This is a genomic window from Algicola sagamiensis DSM 14643 (genome assembly GCF_000374485.1).
Classification (GTDB): domain Bacteria; phylum Pseudomonadota; class Gammaproteobacteria; order Enterobacterales; family Alteromonadaceae; genus Algicola; species Algicola sagamiensis.
Genome location: NZ_KB894497.1, coordinates 13874 through 31753, shown reverse-complemented (window position 1 = coordinate 31753; position 17880 = coordinate 13874). Strand labels below are relative to the sequence as shown.

The following is a 17880-nucleotide window of genomic DNA, read 5'->3' as shown; positions in this document are numbered from 1 at the left end:
CGCTCCACACAGCACGCTTTCAACGACATATGTTGAATTCCTAAAGCCGAAATGCGCTAGGAGCACCTAGCCTTTCATTCGTGACTGTATACCTTCCTGGCGCAAACGAAAGCCTTCCGTTGGGATATCGAACGCGAAAAATTGACCAATCGGAATATCTACTTTCTGCGGGTTGGGCCACTTCCCCATTCCGGCAATACTGATTGGCATTGGTATATTGGTCCGCCAAAATCGTATAGTATTTCATTCTTCCCCCACTTTGGGTGTAATAATACCCCCACACCCCAGTAATCGGGATACGCTCATTATTTGAGTCTCTCGCCCAATCCCATCGGGAACCATCTCTCGGCGCACAAAATATATAAACTGGATCATCCGTTGCTGTCGAATGAAAAGGAAGCAAAGATAGTCCAACGAGGGTACTAAACATAACACGACGAATCAAAATCAAATCTCCTGTTGCTTTTGCAAGCACGGAAGATAATGCGTCCCCAAAAACAGATCAATCAAAATTATTAAAAATTTTAAAACATTTTTAAAAATAAGTGATTATGAAGATTTATAAATGCATAGCAGCAGTCTCAATATGAGGCTGCTGCTGTAAGTGAGATTATTGGGTTCTTCGGCTTCTCAACGTAATTACAAATAAAATAAGCAGTAACCAACTCATCGAGCCGCCACTGCTTGAGCCAAAGCTCGTTGTGCCAGTGTCTGTATCATTCGTGCTCGTGTCTGTACTCCCTGTGTCAGTATTGTTTGAGCTGCCATTTGATGAACCATTTCCATTACCGATACCAACACTACTATCTCCTGAACCACTATCTCCTGAACCACTATCACCAGAACCGCTATCTCCTGAACCCGGATCAGTGCTAGGCGCTCCGGCTATGATGGGAATGCTGACTCTTCCAACATCCGTTTCTCCATCCCCATCAGAGATGGTATAATCAACCGTCACCGTACCGCTATCACCAGCTGCCGCTGTATAAGTAAAGCCATTTGTAGAACTCTGTAAAGTGCCATTTCCACTGACGATTGTGGCTGTTGTCACTGTGAGCGCATCACCATCAACATCAGAGGTATTGGAGAGGACATTCACTGTTGTTTGCTGACCTGCTTGTAAGTTTGCTACTGTGAAATCATTTGCAATAGGTGCATCATTGACGGGTGTAATCGTCACTTGTGCTACTTTGGTTGTTGATGAAGCTAAGCTAGCAGGTGACACTTCAATGGTTAAATCTAAGGACCCAGTAAAGTTAGCACTCGGAGTCACTTGAGCACCAGAGACGGTATAGTTTGAAGTTGAAGTCGTGACAACTTGAAAAGTAAAATCATCGCTATTCGAAAGGGTTATCTGAGACTTTAAAACTGTAAAAACCGTATCTTCAACGCTTGGTGGAATTGCGACAGTGATTGCACTTGCAGGGAGCGTTGTCCCAGTGGTAATTGCATGGTTTTTAGCGCTCACGGCATATACTATATGATTGACACAGCTGACTTTAATTCTTCCATTACTTGACACATTATTCCCAACCGTAATCGTTGCAGAGCCATCATTCGGTGTTGATGCGATTAAGGTTTCCGTGAAATTTGTCCCCCCATTTGTCGATAGCTCAATTTTTACATCTGTACAATTGACAGGGGGTGCGTTTGTATTTGCAACATTCCATGTCACCGTCTGTTGCGAACCAATTTCCCACACGGATGACTCAGTGGGTTGTGTCACTGTAAATGGCCCAGAAGCTGCATCGACCGCAACCTGCATGTTGTCAAAGTCTGTGCCACCATTTTGATCTCGAACCGTCAATCGAAAATTCATTGTACGGCTTGTTGTTGGATAGGTTTCTCCTAGAGAGGGGGTTCCACCTTGCAAGACATCAGACACCTTTGGAAAAGAACGTTCTGTCGACGTTGTTGGGGTAAATGAACGGAATAAAGGTCTTGAACCATTATCAACCATTTCAGCAACAGAGCTAGATGCTGTCCCTAAATCGAACTGCTCCCAAACGTATAATAGCGTATCTCCATCTGCATCGGTTCCACTCCCAGTCAGCATAAATGGAGTATTGGCAGGGATCGTAAAATTTCCACCCGCGTCAGCGACAGGTGCATCATTCGTTTGAACAACCGTCGTTCCACATGAAGTATTATCAGATAAGTGAGCATTGATTTCGTCGATAGATGCAGCATGAAAATAGGGGTCTGTGTTTGATTGTAAATTCTGAGTGTCACATATCCCCGCATAAGCCATCACTGTCGTACCACTACCAGGCTCATACGCGACACCACTACTCCGACTGCCACCACAGTTGCTCGTTGTACCATTAAATGTGTGTCGTGCATTGAGCTGGTGCCCAAGTTCATGGGACACAAAATCGATGTAAAATGCATCTCCTTCAGGTGAAGACGCTCCTGTCACTCCTTGAGATTTAATTGCACTACTTGAACAAGCAACACCGAGGCCTGCAAATCCACCACCGCCTGTAGAAACAACATGACCTATATCATAATTGGCAACACCAATGGTTGCTGCTTGCTCATCATCGTTAATATCAATATCCTGACTTGTATTGTTCGTAAAAGGATCAGTCGCTGCATCTAAATAAATCACAGCATCATTATTTGCGATGAGTTGAAAGGTGATATTGACATCAACTTCATACACCTGGTTCACTCGCGTGACAAGCTTCGCGAGTTCAGCGGCAACAGCGGATTTTTTATCCGCATCCGTTGTCGCACTCGTTTGATTAAAATGAAATGCGGAATATTCACCTGTTGTCGATATTGCAAGCCGAAGTGTACGGCGGCTCGTTGCTCTTGCTGCCCGCTTTAATGGTGGATCTAACTTCCGACTTTCTTCTTGATACAACACCTTATCCACCGGAAAGTTTTCTGGAGGGCGAACACCATCTCGCGTATACACTTGATAATACATACCGTCAGTTTTTTTGACTGCATCGATAAACACGTATTTGCCCTGATAGAGATACATGCCATGAAACCCATATGGCGACATTCCAAAGCGTCCAATTTGTTGTCCTGTGTCATCTTTACCGATATATGACTTAATCTCAGGAAATTTTGCCGCAAGTTCTGGTGCCATGACTGAATCATTGGATAATAATACGCTAACCATCTGGCCATCTGGTGCAGGTACTTCTATCTGGATTTGTGCTTGCTCGATTCTATTTTGAAAACGAGGGATATCGAGCCGATAAAGTTGATATTCCACAACCCTTGGATTCAGTGCCATTCCCTCTCTTTGCATCATACTGACTGATTCCCAAAGTGCTGCTGTCACCCAAAAACTGGGAAAAAGAGCCAATAACATTGAGATCATTCTGATCCATCGATTATTCATGGGTGCGCTCCATTAAAGATTGGACAGCTGACTATCACGTTTACACATTCTCATAACTTCATCACCTTGAATGTGATACGATTCATAGACATGACAGATAACACTCAGTGTAGTCGAAATAAAACCAAATTATGAAAGCCGTCCTTTTAGATAGAGCAACCTTAGGCGATGTTCATTTAACCCCGATTCGTGAGAGCGTATCGTCTCTAACTTGTTTCGACTATTCAACTGAAGAAGAAGCAATACACCGCTTGCAAGATGCTGATATCTGTATCACGAATAAAGTACCAATATCAGAAGCCACACTGGCACAACTCCCACAGCTCAAACTGATCTGCGTCGCAGCAACGGGAACAAATGTGATTAATTTAAATGCAGCACAACAGCGAAAGGTTCCTATCTGTAATATTAGAAACTACGCAGGGACATCAATTGCACAGCATGTATTCTCTTTACTACTGAACTTAACTTCACAAACACATCAGTACATCCAAGATGTTCAACACAAGCGTTGGTCGAAAAGCCCAATTTTCTGTCGACTGGATTACCCAATGATGGAATTAAAGGGAAAAACACTTGGAATTATTGGTTATGGGACATTAGGCCAAAGCATTGAAAAAATCGCGCATGCATTTGAAATGAAGGTGCTCATTGCTGAGCGTCAGCATGCAGATTCGATTCGCCCTGGACGAATCTCTTTTGATGAAGTACTCCGTTGTGCTGATATCATCACTTTACATTGCCCATTGACTGGTGAAACACATCATTTATTTTCCGAAAACACCTTTCAAAAGATGAAGAGAACGGCTGTTCTCATCAACACAGCGCGGGGAGATATTATCGATCATCATGCACTTAAGATAGCTTTAACAGAACACCAAATTGCAGGCGCAGCATTGGATGTCCTTGATCAAGAACCGCCACCTGAAGATCACATACTGCTCCAAGACGCCATCCCAAACCTGCTGATTACACCCCATATTGCTTGGGCGACTCAAGAAAGCCGACAACGCCTTGTTTCACAGATTGGAAATATTATCCGAAGTTTTCAACAGGATGTACTGATCAATCAAGTTTGCTAAGGCATGCGCATCTACCATATAAATCGAGGCTGGCTGCATTTTATACGAAACAGAGGCGCTCAACCTGTTTTCCTTTTGGATTCAGCGCTTTTCACTAGATAGTTAGCCTTTTTACCGCTAAGATCCAATCATAAGAATACTAATTTTTTGACATATATGTGGTTTTGGATACGACACATTACTGTTGCGATTGTTCTTCTCGGCTTTGCAGCATGGTTGCTCACCAACCCGAATGCTTTAGTCACGGAAGGAAAAAAGCCAGGACAGGGTAAAGGAAACTTTAGCCAGGCAGCTGAAGGCATGTCTAACTTTTATGCGAAAGTTCGTTCTGCAATCGGATCCAACAGTGAAAAAAACAAAAAGTATGTCGTCCAATTACCAAAACCAAAATTCACACTTGATTCTGTCCTATTAGAAAGAAGCCGCACGGTGAAACCATCCGATTCTAAATGGGTTGGTAAAGTCATGAATCGTCGTTTCCGTAAAGGAGAAACACTCAAAGAAACGTTAGGAAATTATGCACGACAAGAAGGGTTTGAACTGATTTGGTGGTTAAAACAAGATTATGTTGTGAAGCATTACTTTCATGTTGATGGAAATTTTTTATCCACACTTCACCGCGTTGCAAAAGCTGTTGACGCTGACTTTTCAGAAGAAGTGAAAGCTTACTTTTGCCCCCAAGAGCGTGCCTTAATCATCACAGACAAAGTCACCGGTTATGTCAAAAAATACTGTATTGCCGCAGGTGATGATTACATTGAAAGTCAGTCTAGTTACCGCCATCGTTTTGAAAAAGAGCCTGCCAAAATTTAGTAACACGTATCAAGTGGGACTCCATCGACTGTTTATCAATTTTCGCTGCTTCATTTTGCAAGGCTTTTGCATGGATCTGTCTTCGAAGGGAAATGTAGCTTTCTTTGAGCATATTTCCAACTTCTTGCGTGATCACACCAACATCTTCGAGCGTTTCGATCAATCGAATATTATCCGACCACTTTAAGAGCTGCGGAAATTGTGCTGCATGCGCTAATACAAGATATTGAACAATAAATTCAATATCTGCAATCCCGCCTTTTCCTTGCTTTAAGTCGACCCACTCACTATCTGAGTTATCCAAATTATCACGCATTTTCTGACGCATTTGAACGATATCAAGCTTCAGTTTGTTCAAATCGCGTTTTGAAATCAAAATTTGGTGCCGAATTTTATCAAAGCATTGCTCTAATGCCGCAGAACCATAAACTGGCCTGGCTCTCACCAATGCCTGATGTTCCCAAGTCCATGCTTCTTCAGCCTGATACTCTGCAAATGTCTCAATATGAATAGCAAGCAAGCCAGATTGACCTGAAGGTCTGAGACGGGTGTCAATTTCGTACAACTCCCCTGTCGTCATTTTGGTTGATGATAAATGCAAGATCCGCTGAACTAACTTTAAATAAAATTGACGAGAATCAATCTGCTTTGGCCCTGATGTCTGCCCCGAGGAATGACATTGATGTAAAAAAACCAGATCTAAATCAGAGTTATATCCCAGCTCGATACCACCAAATTTCCCATAAGCAAGAATCAATACCCCTTTTTCACCCGTTTGCGCCATACCATCTGGGAATCCATACTTTTCAACCATCTGTAACCAAGCATGCTCTACCATTGTGCTAAGAAGCACTTCCCCAAGTTTTGTAAGGTGATCGCTGACTTTCATCAGAGGGAGCACTTCTGTAATATCTGCTGCTGCAATTCTGAGTTGATGAATATGCTTAAAGTGGCGTAATGCCTCCATCAAACCTTCTAGATCTTGTGGATCAACGCGTAATAAAAATTCCCTCAGTTCCGTTTCATAGTCATCTAAAGGCGTCGGTTGATAGAGATGAATCGGATCAAGTAATTCATCCAACAAGAGTGGATATCGACAGAGATACGCTGTGATCCATTCGCTCTTGTGACATAACTGGAGTAATTGTTTTAAGGCACCTTGATTCTCTAATAACAACTCAAGGTAGGCTGTTCGGCTGAGTATTGCTTCAATCACCTGACAAACTCGGCTCAATACCAAAATTTCATTTGGAAACTCATACACACATGTGATCACTTTAGGAAGTAACTTATCTAAAGCAGCTCGCCCACGCTGACCCATCGAGCTTTTCTGTGCTTTTTCCCTGATCGATAGGATCACTTCTATGAGTGGAGAGTCCGCTTTTATTGCTTCTTGTGGTAATTGTGACTGCGCCCATAGCCATTCCGCTTCATCTTCCTCTGACGACTCTTCCTCCGGCTCCTGGATCAACAGGCTGAATTCATCATGAATCAACTTTTGTGTTTGAACGACTTTCTCTTTCAGCGCAATATAATTAGGCATGTGAGAAACATAGGCTAAGCGTGCCTGATCAAGCAAAGAGGATGGCAGAAACTGTGTTTGCTGATCAGCAAAAGCTTGGACAGCATGTTCCAAATGCCGCATAAACAGGTAAGCATCATGTAGTTTTTGAGCGACATCAGGTGGGAGTACACCACTTTTTTCAAGGACATCCAATGCTTGAAACACAGATCGCACTTGGAGACTTTTATCTTTTCCACCTCGAATCAATTGCAAGGCTTGACAGATAAACTCAACTTCCCTGATCCCACCACGCCCAAGTTTTAAGTTATCTTCCAATTGGCGACGACGGGTCTCTTGAATAATCAGCTTTTTCATTTTTCGCAGTGCATCAATCACACTAAAATCGATGTAACGCCGAAATACAAAAGGGCGGATCAGTTCATAGAATGTTTCACAGTCATGTGAAGGGAGCACACTTCTGGCTTTAAGCATCGCATAACGTTCCCACTCCCGACCTTGCTCTTGATAATAATCTTCCATTGCATCGAATGAAAATACCAACGGTCCGCTATCTCCAAAGGGCCGTAGACGCATATCGACACGAAAGACCCGCCCATACATGGTCACTTGGTCCAAATGTGTAATCAGGCGCTGTGCCAGTTTTGTAAAATATAACTGATGATCAACGGATTGACGGCCACCTTGGGTTTGTCCATGTTCAGGAAATGTAAAAATCAGATCGATATCTGATGAAAAATTCAGTTCATTTGCCCCAAGCTTACCCATTCCCAGGACCAACAATGGCATCGGTTTTCCTTGTTCATTCATCGCCTCCCCATACCTTGGCTTGAGAGAAGCTCTTGCTTCTTCATATGCGAGTTGAACAAATCGATCGGCACTTTGCGAAATCAAAGGAAATGTCTCAGCGACAGTTTTTTGCGCCGTTAAATGCTTCGCAGCAATCCAAACAAACATGATGTGGCGGGCTAGACGTAATTGAGCTGAAAAGTCACTGACGCCACTTTGCTTAAGTGAAGAAATACATTCGTCAAGATTGGGTGGCGTTGATTGAAAAAGGCACTTTTGAGTCACCAGATGATCTGTAACCTGTGGAAACCGTTCCAGCACATCCATAATAAAATCACTGAGACCCAACATCTGGGCCAGATGTTGTTTTTGCCCTGATGTTAACAGTGGAATGACATCAGGAAACTTTTCGCTGAATCGGGAGAAACATACCGTTGCATGCGTTTGTATAGCCGTAGGAAGCTCTTTCATGGGAATGTTCTTTTCAGGGTTATCGCCAGTAAGGTTCCAGTTTTAGCCCTGATAATCGTGATTGCTCCATGGCTAGCAATACACTCTCTATTTTACGGGCCAACCAGGATTGCAGCACCGTTTGCGTCTGTGGCGCAAGGCTTGTTTGCTTTTCCTGAAGATATGCGTAAGTTGCTAGCTCATCAATTCCTTGAAGCAAGTCCATCCAAGGGGCTCTAAACTCCAATCGTTCTTCTGGCTCAAACAACTCGCCAAGACAGGCACCTGTTAGTAAATTTCTACGAAGTAAACCTTGCTGACCAATATATTTTTCTGCCTCAATCGTTTCTTCTTCTGGAAGTAACTTACTGATCTCTCGCCAGTCTCTTTCTAAGAGTGCACTAGCTTCTAAAATAATGGGTTGAACTAATGTGTCCTTCTCTAATGGACTCAATGTGTCCTTCCAAGGAATACCCAGTAACCATTCTCCAAGACCAAACATCAAACGGGTATATCGTTTATCAACAAATAAAGCTTCTACTGTTTCTCTTTGCGGAAGCTGGCTTTGTTCCTCATTTAATATGGTTTCTAAAGCCTGCCAAAGTTCTTTTTTCTTTTTTTGCCGACCTTGGTACTCGACCAGGATATTTAGATGAAAAAAAGCATCAACCCATTTTAATTCGCCAAGTAGCCACTTTAAATCATCATGAAGTGCTTGGCTAAGAGATTTCGGGATGAATCCCTTAAACAACCAAAGCGTATGTCGAATCAGCGCAAGCGCATCGCGAACACGATATAAGGCGACAATGTCACCCGTTTGAAGATAACATTGTTCATGGTGTTGAAGAGTTTTTAATCCATAAGTGAGACACGCTAGATGCGAATCTACCACAGTCATCTTTCGCTCAAGCGGCACACTCCCTAACGACTGATAGGCCGTCAGTGGATTCTGGTCAGCAAGCCGATACCCACGCTCTGCTTTACTCTGAGAACCTAATCGAACCTGATATTGGGCAGCGATGTGCTTCGCGATAGCAAATAAATCTTCAACCTTGCCATCGACCAGTTCAATTTCAATTTCATAGATAGGCTGCTGCCTGCATGCTGCTGAAATATAACCTTGGTCTAAAACAACTTCCGCTTGTGTGTTTTCGTATTGAATTTGGAATTTTTGCCGCTCAAAATCTGTTGAGAACAACGGTGCCAGTTGCAAACAAACTGCACCAAATGGAAACCCTTCCGGCCAAATCTTAGAATCAAATTGAGTTAAATTCGGCTCATCATGCGTAATCGGAAGATTAAATTCCGGTCGTTGATGCATGCCCCCCACCACTTTTCCTGATAACTTAATCGTTTGCTCTCCAGCACCATCAACCCAACGCGTTCTCAGACCAATGTCATAATAACGAAGTGTCCGTTCGGGGGTATCATAGTAGGTATTTTTCAGTTGTTTTTTATCACTGGATAAGACTTGGCAAAAGTCGGCAAGCACATCAGATAAAGGTTTTTCTGATGCAGACAGAAGCAGCTTAATTTCTATTTCAGTATCCATTCGGGCCTGGTTCATGAATTACAACAGATCAACATTACTAAACACCACTGTGGCATGCAAGTGATATCCACATCCAATCACACGAAAAAACACCAAGTTTTCATCTACACTTGCCTTAGGTGTAGAGTAATTCTAATATGCAGCCTCTAACCTATCGAAAATTAAAACATAAACTGGGAAGGCAAATGTTCAAGCCATGTTTTTTCGCGCTCACACTTATATTTTCAGGAACCGCTTTCAAATCATTTGCAGAAGTGGAAACGCAACAATCAACAGAAACGACCGCGACAAACACACCTGAAGCTTCACCCACTCCAGAAGCACCATCTATTCCCGCCAAAACTGCTTTTATCACCGATGAAGTCATCGTCTACTATCATTCCGGCCCAGGGAAGAATTATCGAATTATTGGAAATACATTTTCTGGTCATGAAGTTCAAATTCACCCTGAGTCAGAAAAGGACGGATACGTTAAAATTACAGATGTCAAAGGGCGCGATGGCTGGATCCAAAAGGAATTTGTGAAGACAGGTCCTGGTCTTCGATTAAAATTGGCAACATTACAAAAAGAAATGACACAAGTTAGTCAGCAACTTGAGGAAGCCAGTGTTTCTTTAACCCCATTACAAGAAGATAATGCGCTGTTGGAAGAACAGAACGATAAACTGCAAAAAAAACAGGCCGAGCTGACGAAAGAAGTCAAAAAATTAAGGGCTGCCCTCTCAGAAAAAGGTCAGTCCCAACAAACTGAGTTTATGCTCTACGGTGCATGTATTGCAGGCGGTGGGTTTCTGCTGGGATTAATCATTAGCCTGACGATGGGACGTAAGACTAGAAGAGAGCCAAACTACTGGTCATAAGGCCAATTTTTCATTATAAAGGATGAGGTATATTGATTGCCTCGTCCCCTTCTATCAAAAGCGTGATGTTCATTCTTCTTTTTTGGATTTGGATTCTATATACTGGCGAGCAAATTTGAACACGGCTTGCGAATTTCTCGCACTCATCAAGCCACTTCGATAAGGTTTAACTATGTTCAAAGCCAGTGAGGTTTTAGCACCGGGCTATGCGCCGGTCGATTTATCCCAATTTCGTCAAGCAATCACCAACAATTATATTGTTGACGAAGATCAGTATTTACAAGAATTACTGAAACTTGTCCCAAATGATCCCAACGAGTTGAATCAACTGACTCGCAATGCAGAGGCGCTCGTCAGCCAAGTTCGCGAAGGCGCTTCTGGTGGTGATGGCATTGATGCATTTCTTCAAGAGTACAGCTTGGATACACAAGAAGGTATCATCTTAATGTGCCTTGCAGAGGCTTTGCTTCGTATTCCAGACGCAGCAACCGCGGATGCATTGATTAAGGATAAACTCGATGGTGCAGACTGGGAAAAGCACTTAAAACAAAGTGACTCCTTACTTGTTAATGCCTCTACATGGGGATTAATGCTGACCGGCAAAGTCCTGCATATGGACAAAAAGATGGATGGATCGCCAAGCAACTTACTGAATCGTATGGTGAATAAGCTTGGTGAACCCGTTGTTCGCAGCTCCATGTACACAGCCATGAAAATCATGGGCAAACAGTTCGTCCTTGGCCGTAATATTGGCGAAGCATTGAAGTCCGCACACAAGTCTCGTGAGCACGGCTATACCCATAGCTTTGATATGTTGGGCGAGGCCGCTTTAACGATGGCAGATGCAGAGAAATACTGGCAATCCTATTCAAACGCAATCAAAAAAGTCAGCGAAGAAACTTACCGTAACCCAGCCATTTCTCGCCCAACAATTTCGATTAAGCTATCCGCGCTACATCCAAGATATGAGGTTGCATGTTCTGATCGCGTTTTGACAGAAATGGCAGATAGTGTTGGCAAACTCATTGCCCAAGCAAGAGAGCAAAATGTCGGCATTACTATTGATGCAGAGGAGATGGATCGCTTAGAGCTGTCTCTCGATCTATTCGAAAAACTTTATCGTAGCGATATTGCAAAAGGCTGGGGCAATTTAGGTCTTGTTGTTCAGGCTTACTCAAAACGTGCACTTCCAGTCCTTTGTTGGTTGACTGCACTTGCAAAAGAGCAAGGCGATGAAATCCCTGTTCGTCTTGTCAAAGGCGCTTATTGGGATAGCGAAATCAAATTGTGTCAGCAAATGGGAATTGAAGGCTATCCGGTCTTTACCCGTAAAGCGAGTACAGATGCCTCTTACCTCGCATGCGCCCGCTTCTTGCTTAGCGATGCAACACGTGGGGCGATCTACCCTCAGTTTGCAACTCACAATGCACATACAGTTGTTTGTATTCAAAATATTGCTGGCGATCGTCAGTACGAATTCCAGCGTCTGCACGGGATGGGTGAAGAACTTTACGATACTGTACTCAGCAAGGCGAATGGCACTCAGTGTCGTATTTATGCACCTGTAGGAGAGCATAAAGATCTACTGCCGTATCTTGTGAGACGTCTATTGGAAAATGGAGCAAATACATCATTTGTTCATAAGTTGATTGACCCAAATACACCCGTCAGCAGCTTGACCGAACACCCAGTCAACACATTGGCAAAGTTTGAATCTCTGGCGAATGACAAAATCACTTTGCCACAGCATATCTATGGCGAGCGCTTGAACTCCCAAGGCACAAATTTGCATATTGAGTCACAAGCAAATCCATTCTTCCAAGGGCTAGATCAGTTTAAAACACAAAAATGGACTGCTGCCCCAATTGTTGATGGAAAAGATGTCTTCAGTGATGACATCAAAGCTGTACATAGCCCACAAAATCAAATTTTAGAAGTTGGCACAATTTATTGGGCCGATCAAAAAATCACAAATCAGGCATTGGACAGTGCCGTCAAGGCATTCCCGTCATGGCGTGACACCCCTGTTGAACAACGCGCTGCTTATTTGGATAAAGTTGCCGACCTCCTTGAGTCCAATAAACACGAGCTCATTGCATTATGTACCCGCGAAGCAGGGAAAACGATGCAAGATGGCATTGATGAAGTCCGTGAAGCCGTTGATTTCTGTCGATACTACGCAGACCAAGCACGCAACCACCTTGCAGGCTCAATCACATTGCCAGGACCAACGGGTGAATCAAATGAACTGTCGGTTCAAGGCCGTGGCGCATTCGTGTGTATCAGCCCTTGGAACTTCCCGCTTGCGATTTTCCTAGGTCAAGTTGCAGCAGCACTTGTTGCTGGTAATACTGTTCTTGCGAAACCAGCAGAGCAAACTGGTATTGTTGGATATCGTGCCATTCAGCTGATGCATGAAGCAGGTATCCCAGGAAATGTCCTCCATTTTCTTCCTGGTGATGGTGCAACTGTTGGTGCTCGCCTGACTTCTGACGAGCGAGTTGTCGGTGTTTGCTTTACGGGTTCAACAGTGACAGCACAAGTGATCAACCGCGCACTTGCTGCCCGGAATGGTGCTATCGCCACATTGATTGCTGAGACAGGTGGCCAAAATGCGATGTTAGTTGATAGTACAGCACTTCCTGAGCAAGTTGTGCAAGATCTTGTTGCATCAGCATTTACAAGTGCAGGACAGCGATGCTCTGCATGTCGTGTTGCTTACCTTCAAGACGATATCGCTGACCGTGTGATTGAATTAATCAAAGGCGCAATGCAAGAATTGAGTGTCAGCGATCCTTGGTTGTACAAAACAGATGTCGGCCCGGTCATTGATTCAGATGCAAAAGGAAGCCTTGAAGCACATCTACAGGAAGTCACGCAATATGGTAAGATCCTCAATCAACTTGCACTTCCAGCAGAAACGAACCAAGGTCAATATGTCGCGCCAACATTAGTTGAAATCAACCAGATCGACGATCTGAAGAAAGAAAACTTCGGTCCAATCCTTCATGTTGTTCGTTACAAATCAAAAGATTTGGAGAAGGTTCTGGACAGCATCAACAATACTGGTTTTGGGTTAACACTTGGTATTCATAGCCGAAACGAATCCCATGCTCAGTATATTGCTGATCGTATTCAGGTTGGTAATGTCTACATCAACCGCAACCAAATTGGTGCTGTTGTTGGTGTTCAACCATTCGGTGGACAAGGACTCTCCGGTACAGGACCAAAAGCAGGTGGACCACACTATCTGTTCCGTTTTGTGACAGAAAAAACGCGCACAAATAACTTAACCGCTGTTGGTGGTAATGCAACACTACTTGCGTTAGGTGATGGTTAATCACACTTCCCCAGCCTCACGGCTGGGGAATTTCTCTCACTTTCATCAGGAGCAACCAAGATGCAAACTGATGTTCAAACTGCTTACCTCCGCCTCAATCAATGGTTTCAGGCGCATGCACCTGAATATATCAGGCACCCAAAGCAACCAAACCAAACACAAGACATCGCGGAATTAGCCAATTATTTTCAACGACAATTGCCAGAAGAATACATAACATGGTTGATGCTTGATGAGCCCAATCCATGTATTCAATCTCTCTTTGGAGATGGAACACTGGAAACAATGCAGCTATTACTTCAACCAAGTCAGATCATTCAAACCCGGCAAAATTATCAGAAAAAAGCAGCAAAATCGGCGCACCTTCTTGAACTATTTGATACACACCAGAGCATACAGCACAAGTTGTTTGATCCACACTGGCTTCCGTTTGCTGACGACAATCGCCAAGCAACATTATGGGTTGACCTTAACCCAGGACCAACTGGTACGTTTGGCCAATTAATTTATCTATCACTCGAGCAAACCGCCCGGTTTGTATACGCTGAATCAATTCCATCATGCTTTAAAAACCTTCTTTCACACCTCGAGCAAAACGGCCTGATATTGAAGAAAAAAGAAAGAATGAATGAAAACAATTTTGATGACATAGATTTTGATGAAGAAAACTTTGACGATCCGAGAAGTCAAAAAGAGGCAGAAGAGAAGCTCAGTCGCTTTTATCGCTCTCATCGACGTTAATCCGGTCATTTATCCTCAAGTAGGTCAAGAATTTGCTACCTTTATAACAGGTGTCTTTCTTATTCGAGAATATATTTTTCCATGATCGAAACACTCGATGTTGACCAACTTGAACCAGGCATGTTCGTCAATAGTGTACTCAAGCAAAAAGGTCGCAAGAAAATCAAAACCAAAGGCTGGGTCAGAACGGCTGAGGCGATTGAAAGCTTGAAACGTTCTGGTATTTTAGTGGTCACCGTCGATACCGATAAGCGACTTCCAGGCGAAGATGAGCAAGAAGAACCTGAAGAAGAGCCGATTGAGGAAGATGAAGAAGATGAAATGGTTGATGGAAAGATCCCCATCAAAAAGGAGTTGATCCGTGCAGAAGACATTTACCGAGAGGCAAAAGTTCTCCAACGTAAAGCTTTAAGCTGTTTGAAAAGCGATCTCCCAATTGATGTCGGTTCCTTTATCGACATTGGTGGCAATATGGTCAATTCGGTCTTCCGGAATCATGATGCGCTTTCTTTTATGACCCGTATCCGTTCGAAAGATGAATATTTACTGGAGCATTCGATCAACGTTGCGATATTGATGGCTATTTTCGGCAAGTTTCTAGAAATGGACAAGCAAACAATCCTAAGCATCACGATTGGCGCACTCCTGCATGATATTGGCAAAATCAAAGTACCCGATGAGATCCTCAATAAACCAGGTAAACTCACGGAAGAAGAGTTTTGTGAAATGAAAATGCATGTTGTCCATGGTCGGAATGCGTTGCTAGAACATGATGTTGATGAACTCACACTGGAGGTTGCTGCATTTCACCATGAGAAGCTGGATGGTACAGGTTACCCACATGCACTTGATGCTGATGAGCTATCCATATATGCACGGATGATTGCAATTTGTGATGTCTATGATGCGTTAACGGGCGATCGTTGCTACAAAGATGGTATGCCACCCGTTGCTGCGCTAAAAATCCTTAGAAAGGATTCAGGCCCTCATTTTGATACCGATCTCGTGAATAAATTCATTAATTGTATGGGCGTTCACCCTGTCGGCTCACTCGTCAAACTTAAGAGTGATAAAATTGGTCTTGTCATGGAATCGAACAAAGCTGAACCCCTTCGTCCCATCGTCAAAACTTTTTATAGTACAAAGTTTTATCGATATACGGAAATTAGAGATATTAATTTAGCAGATCCTAAGATCTCCGATGATATTGAAAGCCCGGCAAAGGCCGAAGAATATAAAATAGACCTTCACCGTTTCGTCAATACCGTCTTATTTTCTTCTTAGGGCATGCCTTCCCAGGTTGTAAGTGCGGGCAGAGAAAAATCTTCACCGTACATGCGCATGATGACGTGGTTTTGTTCAATTCTGCGGATTTGAATATCTGCTGTGATCCACTGTTTTTCTTGTAACGTCTTGTCATTCACCTTGATCCAACGTTGATTTTCATCTGTCGCGAAGATATGTGTTTGAAAAGCAAGACGAGGGACATCTTTCACAAATGAGACTGGCATATCATGTAAATCCGTCACGCGATTTGATTGATGAGGTTCTCTCTCTTGAGGTGATGAACTCGCTTGCATGGCAGCTTGGAAGCTACGCACTAGCTCTGGAGAAACATCTTCTAATGGTAGCTCTTCAACCAATTCTGGCTCCTGAGACCTCACTTGTGTGTCCTGAACTTGTTTTGTGATTTCCCGTGGTTTTTGAATCTCAGTTTGAACTTTAGAGATCCCTTTTTTCGAGTCCCATTCGTAAGCTGTTTCTGTTGTTGATGCTGACTTTGCAACAATTGAAGCAGGCTGTGGTTCAGCAGGCATTGTCTTTGGCGTCTGTAGTGTTGAAATTTTCGCTTCAATCTCACTCAGTTTTTGATTGAGTTTCTCATTTTCTTCAGACAAGGATTCAACCGTTGGCGACACATCAGGCTGAATTAATGAAATATCTTTTGCTTGGGTTAGGTTTGTATTTAACTGGGTTCTTTGTGTATGAGCCTGCGATGTAGGAATGGGTTGCTTTTGCAAAGCGGGTTGTGATGTTATTGAACTCAAGCCAAACTGCCCGAGGATAAAGCCAACAGACAAAGCAAGAAGGACTGCAAGCGCAATCACAGCATAAATAAGACGATTGGGAGAACTCTCTGGCGCATAGGCAACAAACGTTGGCTGAGCAAGCTGCTCCCCCCGCGGTGAGGTTTGTTGCTCTGTTTGCTTTCTGTTCAACGCCTCCAGTAAAAACGACATGTCCGACTACCCTTCTTCTGATACTTGAGAGTCTGTATTGACTTCATTCGACTCAATAGGTTCCATAATAGAGCCTAGCGTGATTTTAACTTTCTTTTCAAAAAAGATCCCACCAGCTAAGAACATGGATAAGCATAGAAGACCAATCATAAACCACTTGAGACGTGAGGAGGCCGATTCAACAAGTACATCATCAGAAGATAAATTCCGAAGTAACACTTCATCTGCCGCGGCTTCAATAAGCTTTCGATTAATTGACTGCCGCTGCATGGCATACGCTCCCATGAGGGCCCGCTCACAGATCAGATTGATGAGCCGAGGCACACCACCTGACTGTTTATGAAGCTCTTTCATCGCACTTTTTTCAAATATGGGGCGTTCACACCCAGCAACACGAAGTCGATGCGCGACATAATAAGCCACTTCCTGTTCCGTCAGTGGCATTAAGTGATAACGAGCAGTGATCCGCTGAGCAAGCTGGCGAAGATCACGTCGCTTGAGCAGTTCCTGCAATTCCGGTTGACCAATCAGAATGATCTGCAAAAGTTTCTTCGTATTGGTCTCAAGGTTCGTTAATAGACGTAGCTGCTCCAGAACTTCTGGCTGCAAATGTTGTGCTTCGTCAATCAGCAATAGTGTACTCTTGCCATTTGCATGATTCTCAAGAAGATGTGCTTTGATTTTATCCGTAAGTGACTTGAGTGTTTCCTCGACATCAGCGTACGAAATTTTTAACTCATCACAAATCGTGGATAACAACTCTTGTGCAGATAACGTTGGGTTTAAGATGAATGCGGCTTGAGTATCTTCTGGTAACGTCTCTAGCATACAGCGAGAAATCGTTGTTTTTCCTGTACCAACTTCCCCTGTCAATAAGACGAACCCACCACTCTCTCCCAGCCCATATTTTAAATGAGCTAGAGCCTCTTTATGGCGCGTACTTAAAAATAAATAATCCGGGTTGGGAGCTATGGAAAATGGTGCATCGGTCAGGCCAAAAAATCCGCGGTACATATCCTATCCTGCTGAAAGTTTTATTGCGCAAAAAATTCGTTATCAACATACTTTATTCAAGGCATGTATAATGGCATAAAGTTGTATGAATACCAATCCACAATCATCATCCTGAT

At 43.3% G+C, this 17880-nt stretch carries 11 protein-coding genes and 1 pseudogene; 6 read left to right on the top strand and 6 right to left on the bottom strand.

Annotated features, from left to right (window positions below):
- Positions 1-40: 40 nt before the first annotated feature.
- Entirely contained in the window at positions 41-445 is a 405-nt protein-coding gene (locus tag C505_RS24340) for a hypothetical protein (RefSeq protein WP_157368981.1), read from the bottom strand.
- Between the two features lie 165 nt (positions 446-610).
- Positions 611-3361, bottom strand: a complete 2751-nt coding sequence (locus tag C505_RS22180; RefSeq protein WP_018692754.1) for a reprolysin-like metallopeptidase — start codon at positions 3359-3361, stop codon at positions 611-613.
- Between the two features lie 131 nt (positions 3362-3492).
- Here C505_RS22180 and C505_RS0111460 point away from each other — a divergent pair, with 131 nt between their 5' ends.
- Positions 3493-4443 (top strand): D-2-hydroxyacid dehydrogenase, encoded by a 951-nt coding sequence (locus C505_RS0111460; RefSeq protein ID WP_018692753.1) that lies wholly within the window; start codon positions 3493-3495, stop codon positions 4441-4443.
- Positions 4444-4599: 156 nt separating this feature from the next.
- The gene (locus tag C505_RS22175) at positions 4600-5256 is read left to right on the top strand and encodes a TcpQ domain-containing protein (RefSeq protein WP_018692752.1); all 657 of its coding nucleotides are present in this window, start codon (positions 4600-4602) and stop codon (positions 5254-5256) included.
- On the opposite strand, the gene glnE is transcribed toward C505_RS22175, so the two are convergent.
- Both glnE and C505_RS0111445 read right to left on the bottom strand, forming a co-directional pair.
- On the bottom strand, positions 5213-8038 hold the full coding sequence (gene glnE, locus C505_RS22170) for a bifunctional [glutamate--ammonia ligase]-adenylyl-L-tyrosine phosphorylase/[glutamate--ammonia-ligase] adenylyltransferase (RefSeq protein ID WP_018692751.1): 2826 nt from the start codon (positions 8036-8038) through the stop codon (positions 5213-5215). The genes C505_RS22175 and glnE overlap by 44 nt on opposite strands.
- A gap of 19 nt (positions 8039-8057) precedes the next feature.
- Positions 8058-9569 carry a CYTH and CHAD domain-containing protein gene (locus C505_RS0111445; RefSeq protein WP_018692750.1) on the bottom strand — a complete coding sequence of 504 codons (1512 nt, stop codon included), beginning with the start codon at positions 9567-9569 and terminating at the stop codon, positions 8058-8060.
- A gap of 185 nt (positions 9570-9754) precedes the next feature.
- Here C505_RS0111445 and C505_RS0111440 point away from each other — a divergent pair, with 185 nt between their 5' ends.
- The 4 genes from C505_RS0111440 (at position 9755) to C505_RS0111425 (ending at position 15794) form a co-directional block, all read left to right on the top strand.
- On the top strand, positions 9755-10429 hold the full coding sequence (locus C505_RS0111440) for a TIGR04211 family SH3 domain-containing protein (RefSeq protein ID WP_018692749.1): 675 nt from the start codon (positions 9755-9757) through the stop codon (positions 10427-10429).
- A 172-nt stretch (positions 10430-10601) separates the two neighbouring features.
- A complete protein-coding gene (gene putA / locus C505_RS0111435) occupies positions 10602-13769 on the top strand; it encodes a bifunctional proline dehydrogenase/L-glutamate gamma-semialdehyde dehydrogenase PutA (RefSeq protein WP_018692748.1) in 3168 nt (1055 codons plus the stop codon).
- A 60-nt stretch (positions 13770-13829) separates the two neighbouring features.
- The gene (locus C505_RS0111430; RefSeq protein ID WP_018692747.1) at positions 13830-14510 is read left to right on the top strand and encodes an SMI1/KNR4 family protein; all 681 of its coding nucleotides are present in this window, start codon (positions 13830-13832) and stop codon (positions 14508-14510) included.
- Positions 14511-14591: 81 nt separating this feature from the next.
- Positions 14592-15794, top strand: a complete 1203-nt coding sequence (locus C505_RS0111425) for an HD-GYP domain-containing protein (protein ID WP_018692746.1) — start codon at positions 14592-14594, stop codon at positions 15792-15794.
- On the opposite strand, the gene C505_RS0111420 is transcribed toward C505_RS0111425, so the two are convergent.
- Both C505_RS0111420 and C505_RS22165 read right to left on the bottom strand, forming a co-directional pair.
- Entirely contained in the window at positions 15791-16750 is a 960-nt protein-coding gene (locus C505_RS0111420) for a general secretion pathway protein GspB (RefSeq protein ID WP_018692745.1), read from the bottom strand. The genes C505_RS0111425 and C505_RS0111420 overlap by 4 nt on opposite strands.
- A gap of 36 nt (positions 16751-16786) precedes the next feature.
- Positions 16787-17764 (bottom strand): annotated as a pseudogene (locus C505_RS22165) (ExeA family protein); the annotation flags it as partial.
- Positions 17765-17880: the final 116 nt, after the last annotated feature.